Source organism: Limnospira platensis NIES-39, assembly GCF_026000695.1.
Taxonomy (GTDB): Bacteria; Cyanobacteriota; Cyanobacteriia; order Cyanobacteriales; family Microcoleaceae; genus Limnospira; species Limnospira platensis.
The window spans coordinates 2,409,691-2,423,374 of the sequence record NZ_AP026945.1; the positions used below are offsets into that span (position 1 = coordinate 2,409,691).

General features: G+C 40.7%; 13 protein-coding genes and 1 tRNA gene. 8 read left to right on the forward strand and 6 right to left on the reverse strand.

What is annotated here, in order from left to right:
- Positions 1-28 precede the first annotated feature (28 nt).
- The gene (locus tag N39L_RS11830) at positions 29-1,951 is read right to left on the reverse strand and encodes a hypothetical protein (protein WP_014275315.1); all 1,923 of its coding nucleotides are present in this window, start codon (positions 1,949-1,951) and stop codon (positions 29-31) included.
- Positions 1,952-2,014: 63 nt separating this feature from the next.
- On the opposite strand from N39L_RS11830, the gene N39L_RS11835 reads away from it, so the two are divergent.
- From N39L_RS11835 to N39L_RS11860, 6 genes are all read left to right on the forward strand, one after another.
- The gene (locus N39L_RS11835; RefSeq protein WP_014275316.1) at positions 2,015-2,812 is read left to right on the forward strand and encodes a hypothetical protein; all 798 of its coding nucleotides are present in this window, start codon (positions 2,015-2,017) and stop codon (positions 2,810-2,812) included.
- Between the two features lie 26 nt (positions 2,813-2,838).
- Complete coding sequence (locus N39L_RS11840; RefSeq protein ID WP_014274319.1) at positions 2,839-3,186, forward strand: hypothetical protein; 348 nt, start codon at positions 2,839-2,841, stop codon at positions 3,184-3,186.
- Between the two features lie 66 nt (positions 3,187-3,252).
- Positions 3,253-4,458 (forward strand): hypothetical protein, encoded by a 1,206-nt coding sequence (locus N39L_RS11845; protein WP_014275317.1) that lies wholly within the window; start codon positions 3,253-3,255, stop codon positions 4,456-4,458.
- A gap of 173 nt (positions 4,459-4,631) precedes the next feature.
- Positions 4,632-5,345, forward strand: coding sequence for a tail fiber domain-containing protein (locus N39L_RS11850; protein ID WP_014275318.1), 714 nt, complete (start codon positions 4,632-4,634; stop codon positions 5,343-5,345).
- An 11-nt stretch (positions 5,346-5,356) separates the two neighbouring features.
- Positions 5,357-5,713: a hypothetical protein gene (locus N39L_RS11855; protein WP_014274198.1), complete on the forward strand. Its 357-nt coding sequence runs from the start codon at positions 5,357-5,359 to the stop codon at positions 5,711-5,713.
- Positions 5,714-5,968 (forward strand): hypothetical protein, encoded by a 255-nt coding sequence (locus N39L_RS11860; RefSeq protein WP_014275319.1) that lies wholly within the window; start codon positions 5,714-5,716, stop codon positions 5,966-5,968. It begins immediately after the preceding gene.
- Between the two features lie 288 nt (positions 5,969-6,256).
- Here the strand turns inward: N39L_RS11860 and N39L_RS11865 are convergent, their stop codons facing one another.
- The 3 genes from N39L_RS11865 to N39L_RS11875 form a co-directional block, all read right to left on the reverse strand.
- Positions 6,257-6,463 carry a hypothetical protein gene (locus tag N39L_RS11865; protein ID WP_167538955.1) on the reverse strand — a complete coding sequence of 69 codons (207 nt, stop codon included), beginning with the start codon at positions 6,461-6,463 and terminating at the stop codon, positions 6,257-6,259.
- A gap of 355 nt (positions 6,464-6,818) precedes the next feature.
- Positions 6,819-6,908: transfer RNA gene (locus N39L_RS11870), tRNA-Ser, on the reverse strand.
- Between the two features lie 84 nt (positions 6,909-6,992).
- Complete coding sequence (locus N39L_RS11875; protein WP_006616520.1) at positions 6,993-7,619, reverse strand: TetR/AcrR family transcriptional regulator; 627 nt, start codon at positions 7,617-7,619, stop codon at positions 6,993-6,995.
- Positions 7,620-7,809: 190 nt separating this feature from the next.
- Between N39L_RS11875 and N39L_RS11880 the strand changes: the two genes are divergently transcribed.
- Both N39L_RS11880 and N39L_RS11885 read left to right on the forward strand, forming a co-directional pair.
- Positions 7,810-9,393 (forward strand): M16 family metallopeptidase, encoded by a 1,584-nt coding sequence (locus N39L_RS11880; protein WP_014275321.1) that lies wholly within the window; start codon positions 7,810-7,812, stop codon positions 9,391-9,393.
- A 19-nt stretch (positions 9,394-9,412) separates the two neighbouring features.
- Positions 9,413-10,897 carry a M16 family metallopeptidase gene (locus tag N39L_RS11885; protein ID WP_014275322.1) on the forward strand — a complete coding sequence of 495 codons (1,485 nt, stop codon included), beginning with the start codon at positions 9,413-9,415 and terminating at the stop codon, positions 10,895-10,897.
- A 134-nt stretch (positions 10,898-11,031) separates the two neighbouring features.
- Here N39L_RS11885 and N39L_RS11890 read toward each other — a convergent pair whose 3' ends face one another.
- Both N39L_RS11890 and N39L_RS11895 read right to left on the reverse strand, forming a co-directional pair.
- Entirely contained in the window at positions 11,032-11,796 is a 765-nt protein-coding gene (locus N39L_RS11890) for a sulfite exporter TauE/SafE family protein (protein ID WP_006616517.1), read from the reverse strand.
- Positions 11,797-12,904: 1,108 nt separating this feature from the next.
- Positions 12,905-13,603 carry an MBL fold metallo-hydrolase gene (locus N39L_RS11895; RefSeq protein WP_006616452.1) on the reverse strand — a complete coding sequence of 233 codons (699 nt, stop codon included), beginning with the start codon at positions 13,601-13,603 and terminating at the stop codon, positions 12,905-12,907.
- Positions 13,604-13,684: the final 81 nt, after the last annotated feature.

Consider the following 13,684-nt stretch of genomic DNA (forward strand, 5'->3'; position numbering starts at 1 on the left):
CTTAGCATTCTTGCACTTCTGGCAACCATTACAAAGTCCCTCTTAGTGGGTTATCGCCGTCAATCAATTCGGTTTCTATCTTGATATCAGGAAAGTCTTTTTTCAATAATTCTTGTACTTTATTAGTCTCTTGCTCTCTAATCTCGTCTTGTTTTTTCATTGAATCATATAACCTAGTTAAATCGGCTAATATGTCTTTTGACGGGTCATTACCATTAACTTGTAAAGTACCTTGCGCTCTAACTATTGAGAATATTTCCTTTATTTGATTTAAGGCTGTCTGTAGTGTTTCTTTCGCGTTCTTTTGATTAGTGATTTTAACTTTACTTTCATTAGGTTCTAGTAGTTCCTCAAAATTATCAGCCTCTGGAGTAAACGCTGTTTTTAGTTTCTCGTATTTTTCCTCGGTTTCAAATCCTAAATAGTCTAATATTTCCGAGACTTCCCTACCAGCTTTAAAGGCTGCTGAATGCGCCAAACCTGCTTCATGTAAACAGGTTAAAACAGCGTTTTGTGTAACCTGATGAGAGATGGCAATTTCCATTACCATCCCGAATATTTCAGCAATTGATTCAGCTAAGTTAGGCAATTTGATTTCCGCGTGTTCCTGTTCTTTGGTCATCAAATTTACGTCATTAATCTCGACTTTAACTTCAAACTCACCCCATCTTTCGTCATCAATATCGAATCGATACATTAACCACTCTGGCAATGTGTTTATTCGTTTAATTCTGTTTTCTGGATTATTAGCATTAACCGTTATTTTTTCAGGCATTTCAGCCGGAAAGGATTCAGGGTCTAGGAACTCGTAAATCCTTCTAATCATTCCACAGCATTCTTCATTCATGTCTGGTATTGTTACTCTTTTTCTTCTAGTGTATTCTATTTCACATATAGGGTCATAAACATATAAACCTGACCAAGTATTGTAATTAAGCGATTGTAGTTTACACGGGAATATTCCAAAACCCCAAAACGCTCTTTCTAAGGCACTCATTGTTCCTTGCTTAAAAGTATAGTATCTATTTTTATAGCCATATCTAGACGCACCCATCCATGACCAACCAATATCAAATGTTTTGCGGTCAATCGTCACTCTGTTCCCAAGGAGAAACCAATACGTCGTGTAAGCCATTTTAGCCCAGGGGTTTGTATGCAGGCTTAAAAAAGTCTGTAAATATTTACCACGAATATATATAGCGGTTAGATTATGACCCGCATTTAAATTATCGCCTTCAATGTAATCTCCTTCTATATAATAATTTACAGGATGAAGTTCCTCAAACTCACAAATAACATTATGTGATGTCATTGACTCCCATATTATTGTTTCCGATTCTCGCCGCCACCGCCGAGGTAGTAAAGTTCCATGCCCAAACTGGCTTAAGTTAATAAAAGTTGGTGGATAGCTTGAGTCTCGATATACCTTACTATACTCATAACTTGCTTCCCAAGTATAGCTAACGCCATCTTTTGATTTATGTAATGATGTTTGAAAATCGTTTTTTTCAAACCTATCAAAATTACCGTATCCCGACAATATGTTATATGATTGGTAACCTGAACTTTCTCCATAACGAGGATGGGCATAGGGCAATAAATAATAACAATCATCTTTAACAGTTGTGGTTTCCTCGATTAATTCATCTAAATAGCTTGCGTTATCGCCTTGATTATCTGAACTTCTACCTTTATTATCATCTACCTCGTCACCGCTATTAGGACCGCCAAAACCTCTACCAGCGCCACCCTTTCCCCTAGGTTTTTTTCCTCCCTTTGGTTCATCTCTCTTTGGTGGCTCCCTACGATGGTCTTGACTAGCACCACCAAACGATTTCCTACCTTGTGGCTCCCTAGTAGGGTCTGGGTCCCATATTCTAGTAGTAGGGTCTGGGTCTCGCATTCTAGCGGTAGGGTCTGGGTCCCATGGGTTAATTGTGTTTCTAACCATTTAAATAATCACATTAAAGTAGTAATATTATACTAAAAAATAATTTATTAATAGGTGGTTAAAATGGTGAGAGGTGTTAAAAATATCACGGCTAATATAAACGCTGCTAACTGGAGTAACGCCATAGAGTTATTTAACGGGACTATTTTAGAATCATTAATAACAGAAAGATATAAATATGATATCGGTATTTACAGCTATATATCATCGTTAAACGCTAGGTGTTATATCCCTAATATTGCACAATCACAAATCCCCACAATTTACCCGGAAGATAGCTATTACCAACGGTGGGAAAAAAAACAGGAAGTGTTGCAGGGAGCGGTAGATTTACAGATATTTTATGGGAATATGGCAACAGAAAACGGGTTAAATTTAGGGATTGTCAAATTGCCATATTATGGAGGCATTCACACCGAAAACCTGTTAATTGAATTAATCACTAATCAAAACGAAGGTTTAGCAATTGATAGCAACTCAATAGTTAAAGCTAGGTGTTTAACTCAGTTACATAACAATGATTCTATTAATATTTTGGGCATGGCTGAATATCAACTCGATACAGTTCCTCAAACCCCTACATTGACACAACCCGAAAATTTTGGGGTGACAATAGGCAATACCCCCACGTTAGTTAGACCCTCAAATATTAATCGGTATAGGTTGCACTTACAAAACGTAGGTTCTGTAGGGGTATGGTTTTGTCACGGTGATATCAGTAACTGTGTACCTTATCAATGCCTATATTTACCTCCTAACGCTGGGTGGGATGATGAACTAAAATCAACAGCTTCTATCTATGCTATAACTGAGGATAGCGTAACCAATATTGTTGGATTAGAACAAATAATAAATTGGTAAATTTTACTTTGATTTAGGAGTTTATTATGAGTTTCTCAGTTTACAGTTCTATTGTCAATTTAGACACTCTAAATATGAGCAGTAAAATACCGGGAACTCCCGAAACTACCGCGATAAGTTTGACTGCTAACACTATCACGGAAGTTGTGCCTATCAATGCTACCAGTAACGGTAGAACGGTGTTTGTAAAGAATCGGTCAAATACCAATGTACATCTAATATTTGACCCTACAGGTGATAGCGTGTCAGACGCTGCATTTTCGGTTAAGCCAGGTGATACCATCTCAATAACGTGGGGTAGAACTGAGTTACAGGCGATAGCAGAATCTAGCGCTAGTATCAGCGTTACAATTATCGAATATATCAATATGTAATCATCAAATGAATGGCTAGTATTAAGTTATTAGCCATTTATTTGATTACTCAATATAGAGGCAGTTATGACTAATTTCAACATTTACTCTAGTAAGTTTGGGCAATCAACCGATGACTTGCCAGAAGGTGAAGTTAATCTGTATTTAACTAATGAACGGATACAAGCAGTTATTGACTCCAATACTAATTTAGTCAAATTAACTGAGTTAATTTGGAATAATATTATTAATAAACCTGGCACTTTCCCCCCATCTACTCATTCCCATAGCTGGACTGAAATAACGTCCAAACCGTCTACGTTTACTCCATCAGAACATACACATACTATTGCTAATGTTACAGGACTTCAAAGTACATTAGACGGTAAAGAGCCTACTTTTACCAAAAGTACAGCATTTAACAAAAATTTTGGAACAACTATTGGAACTGTTACAGAAGGTAACGATGTCAGATTATCAAATGCTAGAACACCAACTAGCCATACACATACCTTATCTCAAATAACAAATTCAGGTAATGTTGCTGCCATTGATACAAATGGCAGTACATCTAACTATTTACGCGGCGATGGTGTTTGGGTAACACCTCCTAATACAACCTATTCTGCGGGAACTGGCTTAACTTTAGTAGGAACTGAGTTTAGAAACACCGCCCCAAACGTATCCACCAACCTCTCTACAAGCACTACAAGCAATACGTTAACCGTTAACAGTTCTGACGGTACTAATGCTGTATTACCTGCTGCTACAACAACCGTTGCAGGTGTAATGTCGAACGCTGATAAGACAAAGCTGGATGGGATTGCGGCAGGCGCACAAGTAAATGTAGCAACTAATTTAGGAGTAACAGCAGGAACAACAGCAGGTCCTGTAGTTACATCATCAACAGGAACTAATGTTACTTTACCTACAGCTAGTGCAACTAATTCAGGGATAATTACAACTGGGAATCAGACATGGACAGGAGTTAAAACATTTAATTCATTAATTACCGGGTCAATAAGTGGAAACGCCGGAACAGCAACAGCACTTCAAACTGCTAGAACAATTAATGGGACTTCGTTTAATGGTAGTGCCAATATAACAATAACTGACAATACTCCTAATACATTAACAAATGGTACGGGATTAACTGGAAATAATTTTAATGGGAGTACTGCCCATGGGCGGTTGCTTATGGCACTACAGCAAACACAGCCTGTCAAGGTAATGATAGTAGATTATCTAACGCTAGGACTCCCACAACGCACACACATTCAAATATTACATTAACTGCAGGTGATGGTTGATCCGGAGGAGGAACTTTAGCAGCTAATAGAACAATTAATGTAGATTCAACTGTAGTTAGAACTACAGGTAATCAAACTTTAACAGGAATTAAAACATTTAACATAACAAATAATCCAGTAACTTTTGCAACTAATGAAAGTTTTCCTGATGGAAATATGCTTATTGATTTTAATGTTTGGAGGGGGTTTGACATCCGCCGGATAGGCTCTAGTGCTGGTTCGGCAAGTTTAGTACTAAATAGTAGAGTTGGAGCAAATAGTTGGGCGTTTTCTCATCAAGGGAATTATTCTATGCAATTAGAAGCAGATAATAATCCTAGAGTATTTATATATCATGGTATTAATTTTCATCAAAGCGATTGGCGAGGTGCTCCTAACAATAGATATTCAATACAATTATATAACGGACAGACATATTTTATAAAGAGCTCAACTCTTTCATCATCTGGAGTACATACTAGATTTAGAGTAGGAGGCACAAATGTATCTTATATTAACGATAATGGAGACTACGTTAAAGGTAGCTCTGATCTTAAATTCAAAACACTTTTATCAAAACCAACTCTAGGGTTAAGCGAAATTAACGCATTGACAGTCACGTGGTTTAAGTATAATGAACTTGCAGCATTTCATGGCTTTAATCCAAGTACAGAACAATTTGGTTTAATTGCTCAAGAAGTACAAAATATATATCCTAACGCAGTTGAAGTGATTAAAAATGACCATACAGATAGTCCTGAAGTTGACGACAAAAAAATAGATTACTTAACAATCATGTATGATAAACTGATACCATTAGTGATTGCGGCAATTCAGGAATTATCAGAAAAAATCGACAAATTAGAAAATATGCTAAACACTCAACAATAAATTAACAGATAATGCCTAATGCACTTAATATATCAGAGAGTAACTGGTTTAAGGTTTATGAATTTAATTTTAGGATAGAAGATGATAGTACTCTACACGGTACTAAAAAATTGCCTGACATTTCTGGCAGTAAATTTGTTAGGATATTATTTGACGCTGACAGTGTACCCGTGTACTGGAAAATGGCAGGGTGGCTTAAATTCTATGCCTACAATGATGTGAAGCAGAATATGATGGTTAAAAAAGAGACTATATGGCTTAATGAATATCAAATAATTGAATCACCGCCGTACAGCAATTTTTACGCTTCATTTTCTCCACTAGAAAGAATTAAATGGTTTACACTTCATTTTTGGAAATTAATATAAATGAACTTGGTAATAGTTGAATTAGGGTTAATTATTGTCGCGATTATTCTCAGTACGTTCATTACGCATACAGGAAACTTACTTATTGAGAATAGGTTAGACGGTATCCAAAATAGCCTAAATTATTTGATTAGATATGTTAATGATTTTATGCCATCAACAGTTTGTAAAAAACAGTTAGAAGATAAAAAGCAATCACCCCCTCTTCCAATTAACAGAGATGATATTGATGATGATGGTTGGAGAAAACCCTAACACCTAACACCTAACCCAATAACTTAAATGGCCCCCTATGGTTTCTAACTGTAGGGGGTGCTTGCATATTTTTTGTTAACAGGAGTGCTGCAACAGGAGTGCTGGAAGTTTATATGAATGCTTGCCTCTAATTTACCCACAATAAACACCCTAAGCCAAAACCTTAACCCGTCTATTAGGGGTAATCATCCTGTGCGGAACCCAGTACCCCTATAAATTGGAGACTTGTCTAGCGGTATGTAGGTATCGGTTTCGATGGGGAATCAATTCCCTAGGATTATGTAGGTATCAGCGAGAGATGACGAAACAAGTTACCAGGTGAAAAGTTGTTTGGGGGTATCGGGTTGGTTCCGGTAGGAGATAGTTTAGATTATGCGATCGCATTTTGTTGGTAGCGAGTAGGCTCCCCAATATTTCCCCAATAACCTGGTTCCCTACGGGAGTCAGGTAGGCGGTCTGATATCGTTGTACATTGATAGGGGTATCGTTGTACATTGATAACCTAGTGGGTTCCCCTATGGGTTGTTTTTGAGCCATATCCTCCCCCAACCGAAACAAGCACTCCTGGGGAAACGAACGATGTGATAGCAGTCAATGGTGAGGAACGAACCGATAGGCTGGCCATTGACGGGTATCACAAGGGAGTTACCCTATCGGTGTTTGGTTGGGGGGAGATAGTAGGCATTTGACAGATTGATTAAGTTGTGCTTGTTGACTGAGTAATCAACCTGTTGACAGAATTATTTTCCTGTGCTAGGACTAGATTGTGAGTAATATCTGAGTAACTCAATAGGATATAGGGGTTGAGCAATAACCCGCTATCGCTATCAGGATAAGGGTTAATTGTGAACGGAGAGGGAGGGATTCGAACCCTCGGAGAGGCTGAACACCCCTCAACAGATTAGCAATCTGCCGCTTTCGACCACTCAGCCACCTCTCCCAGTGACATCATTCTAATATAACTGATTCTCACCAATAAGTCTAGTCCTGTCGGCAAAAAATTTTCTCGATTTTCTCAGAGATTTTAATGGCCCGTTGATTCTCGATTGATAATCCCATTGAGGAAAATATCAGTCAGTCCTTCGGCCATTTCCTGCATATCGGAGGGGGAGGCGGCTGGGTCAATAATAGTGCGATAACTGAAGCCAGCGACCGCAAACATACCCAAAAATACCTGGGCGACCATACGGGGATTCATGGGACGATACACGCCCTTCTCCATAGCGGTTTGAAAGAAAGCCTCAGCCACGTCTGTCATTTTAGCAATAATTTCTGACTGAATGCGATCGCTCAATTCCGGGTGAAACTGCGCTTCTAGGAAACAAACCCGCAGCAAATCGGCGTTACTATCCAGACCCATCATCCGATGTCGCATAATTTGGGAAATCCCTTGATAATTAGCCACCTCACTCAATTCTGTGAGTAAATCCGTCAAAATCTCAACCCATCCCTGAGTCACGACCTCGACCAAAATGGCCTTTTTATTAGGAAAGTAGCGAAATATAGTCCCCTCCGCCACTCCCACCTTAGCAGCCAAGTCCTTGATAGTAGTTGCTTCATAGCCACGTCGCGCAAAAAGTTTAGTCGCCGCTTTCAGGATACGAGTAGGTATGTCAACTTCTCGGGGTGGAGATTGATTAAAGATGTTCATAAATAAATAGAAACTGTGGGGGAGATAATTATCAAAACCCTGAGTTGATGCTATGATAGGCAATTCGCCAGAAGAGTCAAGAGTGGATGAGACATTGTAGTTTAAGAATAGTATTTTTCATGAATAGCAGTTAACGGGGGAGTATGTCAATATATAAACTATGATCTAAACCAGAAACTACAAAATCTTTATGAATCTAAGTTGGTTCGTGACTTCACCTAAGCACCATCAAAAACGATTACCCCCTTGGCTAAAACAATTTCTGCTGTTGCTGTTAGCAATTGTCCTGGGGGTGACTACTTGGGGACAGCCAACCCAAGCTGATGAACTTCCCAGCCCTTCGCCATCTATCCAACCTTACTTAGATCGAGTTATCGATAAGGTGAGCGAATTTCGCCTAGATAATGGGATGAAGTTTATAGTCTTACAAAGAAATCAAGCCCCCGTGGTTTCTTTTTTAATTCATGCAGATGTTGGGGGTGTTGATGAACCGGAAGGACAAACGGGGGTAGCCCATTATTTAGAACATCTGGCTTTTAAAGGGACTCAACGAATTGGGACGAGTAATTATGCAGCGGAAAAACCACTTTTAGATAAACTAGATCAACTATTTGACCGTATCCTAGTCGCTCAAAATCAGGGTAATACTGAGGAATTAGCTAAACTGACTGCCGAATTTATGAAGGTGGAAAAACAAGCGTCTGAGTATGTTAACCAAAACGAATTTGGGCGGATTGTTGAACAATCGGGGGGAGTGGGAATGAATGCTACTACTTCTGCTGATGAAACGAGATATTTCTACAGTCTACCGTCGAATAAATTAGAATTGTGGATGTCTCTGGAGTCGGAGAGATTTTTAGAACCTGTATTCCGAGAATTCTTTAAGGAAAAAGAGGTAATTCTGGAAGAAAGAAGACTGCGGACTGATAATTCTCCGGTGGGTCAAATGGTGGAGGCTTTCGCTGAAACGGCGTTTCAAGTACACCCCTATCGTCGTCCGGTGATTGGTTATTTAGAGGATTTGCAAAGGATGACCCGCCCAAATGTTCAGGATTTCTTTGATACCTATTATGTACCGAGTAATTTGACTGTAGCGGTGGTGGGAGATGTAGATCCATTACAGGTTAAAAAACTGGCTCAAATCTACTTTGGTCGCTATCCATCTCGACCTCATCCCCCACAACTTGAGGTGACGGAACCTCCACAACTTGAAACTCGCGAAATCACTAAATATCTACGTTCTCAACCTTGGTATTTAGAAGGGTATCATCGCCCGGCTATCAGTGACCCAGACCATGTGGTTATAGATGCGATCGCCAGTATTCTTAGCAGTGGTCGCACTTCCCGGTTATATCAATCTTTGGTAGAACAAAAACAGGTAGCCCTCGCCGCCCAAGGAATTAGCAGTTATCCGGGAAATAAACATGATAATTTGATGTTGTTTTATGCGTTAACTTCCCCTAATCATACGGTGGATGATGTGGCGGCTGCTTTACAAGTGGAAATAGACCGCCTCAAAAATGAACTGGTTTCTCCCCGGGAATTAGAAAGGGTAAAAACTCAGGCGCGGGCGAGTTTATTGCGATCGCTTGATTCTAATATGGGGATGGCTTTTGCTTTAGTTAACTATCAGGTGAAAACGGGATCTTGGCGGAATCTATTTGCCACTTTAGATGCCATTTCTGCTATCACCCCCCAAGATATTCAAAGGGTCGCCCAGGCTACTTTCCGCCCGGAAAATCGCACGGTGGGTCGTCTTTTATCGCAAAATTAATGTACCACTTCCTAATAATATGCAATTGACAACCTCTATGAAATTGAAAAAATCCAGGTTATTACTAATGGCGATCGCCTGTCTAACCCTGGTCATGACAGTGGTTTGGCATTCCCCCGCCGTCGCCGGAGTTCCCAAACATTATCGGGAACTAGAATTCCCTCCCCTTCGCACTTTGGAACTTCCCGAATACAGTCGCTATCAACTTGAAAATGGTATTGTTATTTACCTGATGGAAGACCGGGAACTTCCTTTAGTTAGGGGAAGTGCTATCTTTAAAACTGGCAGCCGTTTTGAGCCCAATAATAAGGTAGGATTAGCTAGTTTAACGGGGAGTTTAATGCGCGATGGGGGAACTAAAAAACATCCCCCTCAAGTGTTAAATGAAATCCTGGAACACAAAGCCGCATCGGTAGAAACGGGAATTAGTGATACTATGGGAAATGCGGGTTTTAGCGCCCTAAGTGAGGATCTCGATGGGGTATTTAGTTTATTTGCAGAAGTGATTAGAGAACCGGCTTTTGATCCTCAACAATTAGAGTTAGCTAAAAATCAAATGCGAGGGGCGATCGCTCGTCGGAATGACGACCCTCAACGCATAGCTAGTCGGGAATTTCAGAAGCTAATTTATGGCTCCAAAAGTCCCTACGCCCGCAGTGTGGAATATGACCATTTATCACAGATTTCTCGGTCAGATTTAGTCAAGTTTCATCAACAATATTTTCACCCTCAAAATATGATTTTGGGGATTGTGGGAGATTTTGATTCCGCTGAAATGCGATCGCTCATTGCGGAAAAGTTCGGAGATTGGAAATCTAGCCGCGAAGCTATAAATCCTCCCCTTCCTGATGTTAATCAGGTTAATCTGGGTGGGGTGTTTATGATTGACCAACCCCAACTAACTCAAAGTTATGTGCAGATGGGACATTTAGGCGGTAAGGCTAATAATCCTGATTACCCGGCGCTAATGGTGCTTAATGGTGTGATGAATGGCTTTGGTGGTAGGCTATTTAATGAAGTGCGATCGCGTCAAGGTTTAGCCTATTCTGTGTATGGAGTATGGAGTCCTAATTTTGATTATCCCGGCTTATTTATTTCTGGGGGTCAAACTCGTTCAGATACCACTGTTCCATTAATTCAGGCTATGAAATCCGAAATTAAGCGCATACGCACCGAACCCATTACCGCCGAGGAATTGAACTACGCCAAGGAATCAACCCTTAATTCTTTTGTGTTTAATTTCGCTTCCGGCGACCAAACCCTTTCTCGTTTGATGCGTTATGAATACTTCGGTTATCCCGCCGATTTTATCTTCAACTACCGTCGTCAAGTTGAGGAAACCACCATTGAGGATGTTCAGAGGGTGGCGGCTGAGTATCTCCAACCGGAAAAGCTGGTGATTTTAGTGGTGGGTAATCAAAATAGTATTGACCCCCCCCTTAATAGCTTGAATGAGGATGTCAAAGTTACCTCGATTGATATTACTATCCCCAATCAAACCTAGGTATTTTCAGGGGATGAAATTCCTCATTGACAAAAATCTCCCTCTCTCGGTCTCTCTCTGGGAGAGGGTGATCACCTACCCCTTGCCGCATTCAAGATGGTAGAATCTTTCTGGTAGGGGTAAAATGTCAAGGCTTAATGTTGCAGTAAAACGACGGTAGCAATTCCTAAGACAAAGAAACCAAAGAATTTTTGTAGTCGTTTACCGTCAATAAACTGATTCAAATAAGCGCCGCCGAGAGTCCCTAAACTAGCAGCTATGGTCATGGAAAAGGTGAGAGACCAATTGATGGGAACTTGTCCTAAATAGCCGATAATGCCAGCAATAGAGTTAAATGTGATAATTAATAAGGAGGTGCCGATCGCCTCTTTAATCGGAATTCCCCCCAGTAATACCAATACTGGTACGATCGCAAATCCACCCCCAACCCCGACAAATCCGGTAATTACACCTACCCCTAATCCCCCCAGGGGAATTAACCACCAGCGAGAATTGTCTTTAGCGACAGAGGGATCAACCGCCTTGGGGACATGATTACTGCGGGAAATCATCAATATACTAGCCAGTAAAGCGATCGCCCCAAAAGTCATCATTTGAATGGTATCAGTAATCCCAGGAAAAGAGGCTAAACGAGCGCCAAAATAAGCCCCTATCATCGCCGTTGGGGTAAAAATAGCAAAAGTCTTAAAATTCACGTTTCCACGCCGCCAATGGGGTAACATCCCCAGCAAACTGACTGAACCGACAATGGCTAGACTCATGGCGATCGCTTCTCTAGTCCCTATTCCCATGATATAAACGAGAACCGGAACGGCTAGAATTGACCCTCCGCCTCCAATTAAACCCAGACTCAAACCAATACAAATAGCGAGGAGATGTCCGACAATCAAAATAAGCATTAATCTATTAAAAAATAGGGAAAATTAAAAAACCTTTTAGGGGCGGGTTCTGTAGGGGCGGGTTCTGTAGGCGCGGGTTCTGTAGGCGCGGGTTCTGTAGGCGCGGGTTCTGTAGGCGCGGGTTCTGTAGGGGCGGGTTCTGTAGGGGCGGGTTCTGTAGGGGCGGGTTCTGTAGGGGCGGGTTCTACAGTCAGTTTTGATGTATCACCAGAAACATAGATAAACCCGCCCTTTCTTACCAGTCAGTTTTGATGTATCACCAGAAACATAGATAAACCCGCCCTTTCTTACCAGTCAGTTTTGATGTATCACCAGAAACATAGATAAACCCGCCCTTTCTTACCAGTCAGTTTTGATGTATCACCAGAAACATAGATAAACCCGCCCTTTCTTTCTTACCAGTCAGTTTTGATGTATCACCAGAAAGATAGATAAACCCGCCCTTTCTTACCAGTCAGTTTTGATGTATCACCAGAAAGATAGATAAACCCGCCCTTTCTTACCAGTCAGTTTTGATGTATCACCAGAAAGATAGATAAACCCGCCCTTTCTTACCAGTCAGTTTTGATGTATCACCAGAAAGATAGATAAACCCGCCCTTTCTTACCAGTCAGTTTTGATGTATCACCAGAAAGATAGATAAACCCACCCTTTCTGTCTGACCAGTCAGTTTTGATGTATCACCAGAAAGATAGATAAACCCGCCCTTTCTTACCAGTCAGCTTTGGTGTATCACCAGAAACATAGATAAACCCGCCCTTTCTTACCAGTCAGCTTTGGTGTATCACCAGAAACATAGATAAACCCGCCCTTTCTTTCTTACCAGTCAGCTTTGATGTATCACCCGAAAGATAGATAAACCCACCCTTTCTGTCTGACCAGTCAGCTTTGGTGTATCACCAGAAAGATAGATAAACCCGCCCTTTCTTACCAGTCAGCTTTGGTGTATCACCAGAAAGATAGATAAACCCGCCCTTTCTTTCTTACCAGTCAGCTTTGGTGTATCACCAGAAAGATAGATAAACCCGCCCTTTCTTTCTTACCAGTCAGCTTTGATGTATCACCCGAAAGATGGATAAACCCACCCGGTCATATTTTAGTTAAAGACTTAGGAAAGACTGGGAACTTTTCCGCAGCGTTCATTAGCAGGAACCGCCGCCATAATTTTTTTAGGGTCGGGAAGATTGAGACTATTCATGAGTTCAATAAAACTCTCGCGGCTGTTTCCGGCTAAACGGGGGTTGTAAAGTTTTTCTTCTTTAATAGTGGAAACTGTATGACCTCGATAGTCATGACCAGGATAAACTAGAGTATTTTCGGGAAGTGTAAAGAGTTTTTGAACAATGCAATCATAAAGTTGTCCGGGGTCGCCACTTTGGAAATCAGTACGTCCACAACCTCGGATTAATAGGGAATCTCCGGTTAAAATACGATCGCCATTTACCCAATAGGTGATATGGCTGTCAGTGTGTCCGGGAGTAGCGATCGCCTCAATTTTAATCTCCCCTAATTCTAAGACTTCTCCATCACCAATATAGCGATCGGCACAGGCTGCATTAGCCTTTTGGGGCACAATTCCCAGACATTCGGTAAGCTGGCGTAGTTTCCCCGTCCCGGTAATATGGTCAGCGTGAATATGGGTTTCTAAACAATAGCGTAAGTTTAATTCCAATTCTTCCAGCAATTTCAGATCGCGATCAACTTGTTCAAGAACCGGATCCACTAATGCTGCTTCCTTGGTGACAGTATCGGCAATTAGATAGGTATAAGTGCTGGTTTCCGGGTCGAATAGCTGACGAAATAGCATTGATTCTCCTTTAGCCGTTGCATTTAGATATTATGTGAATACTTAACTAGATAGTAAAGTATTAAATGCTAAACGTCAATG

Coding starts and splice junctions, on each gene's coding strand:
- N39L_RS11890 (WP_006616517.1), bottom strand. CDS start 11,796: ATGCTTATTTTGATTGTCGGACATCTCCTCGCTATTTGTATTGGTTTG.
- N39L_RS11845 (WP_014275317.1), top strand. CDS start 3,253: ATGACTAATTTCAACATTTACTCTAGTAAGTTTGGGCAATCAACCGAT.
- N39L_RS11885 (WP_014275322.1), top strand. CDS start 9,413: ATGCAATTGACAACCTCTATGAAATTGAAAAAATCCAGGTTATTACTA.
- N39L_RS11895 (WP_006616452.1), bottom strand. CDS start 13,603: ATGCTATTTCGTCAGCTATTCGACCCGGAAACCAGCACTTATACCTAT.
- N39L_RS11880 (WP_014275321.1), top strand. CDS start 7,810: ATGAATCTAAGTTGGTTCGTGACTTCACCTAAGCACCATCAAAAACGA.
- N39L_RS11850 (WP_014275318.1), top strand. CDS start 4,632: ATGCTTATTGATTTTAATGTTTGGAGGGGGTTTGACATCCGCCGGATA.
- N39L_RS11860 (WP_014275319.1), top strand. CDS start 5,714: ATGAACTTGGTAATAGTTGAATTAGGGTTAATTATTGTCGCGATTATT.
- N39L_RS11865 (WP_167538955.1), bottom strand. CDS start 6,463: ATGTACAACGATACCCCTATCAATGTACAACGATATCAGACCGCCTAC.
- N39L_RS11835 (WP_014275316.1), top strand. CDS start 2,015: ATGGTGAGAGGTGTTAAAAATATCACGGCTAATATAAACGCTGCTAAC.
- N39L_RS11840 (WP_014274319.1), top strand. CDS start 2,839: ATGAGTTTCTCAGTTTACAGTTCTATTGTCAATTTAGACACTCTAAAT.
- N39L_RS11875 (WP_006616520.1), bottom strand. CDS start 7,619: ATGAACATCTTTAATCAATCTCCACCCCGAGAAGTTGACATACCTACT.
- N39L_RS11830 (WP_014275315.1), bottom strand. CDS start 1,951: ATGGTTAGAAACACAATTAACCCATGGGACCCAGACCCTACCGCTAGA.
- N39L_RS11855 (WP_014274198.1), top strand. CDS start 5,357: ATGCCTAATGCACTTAATATATCAGAGAGTAACTGGTTTAAGGTTTAT.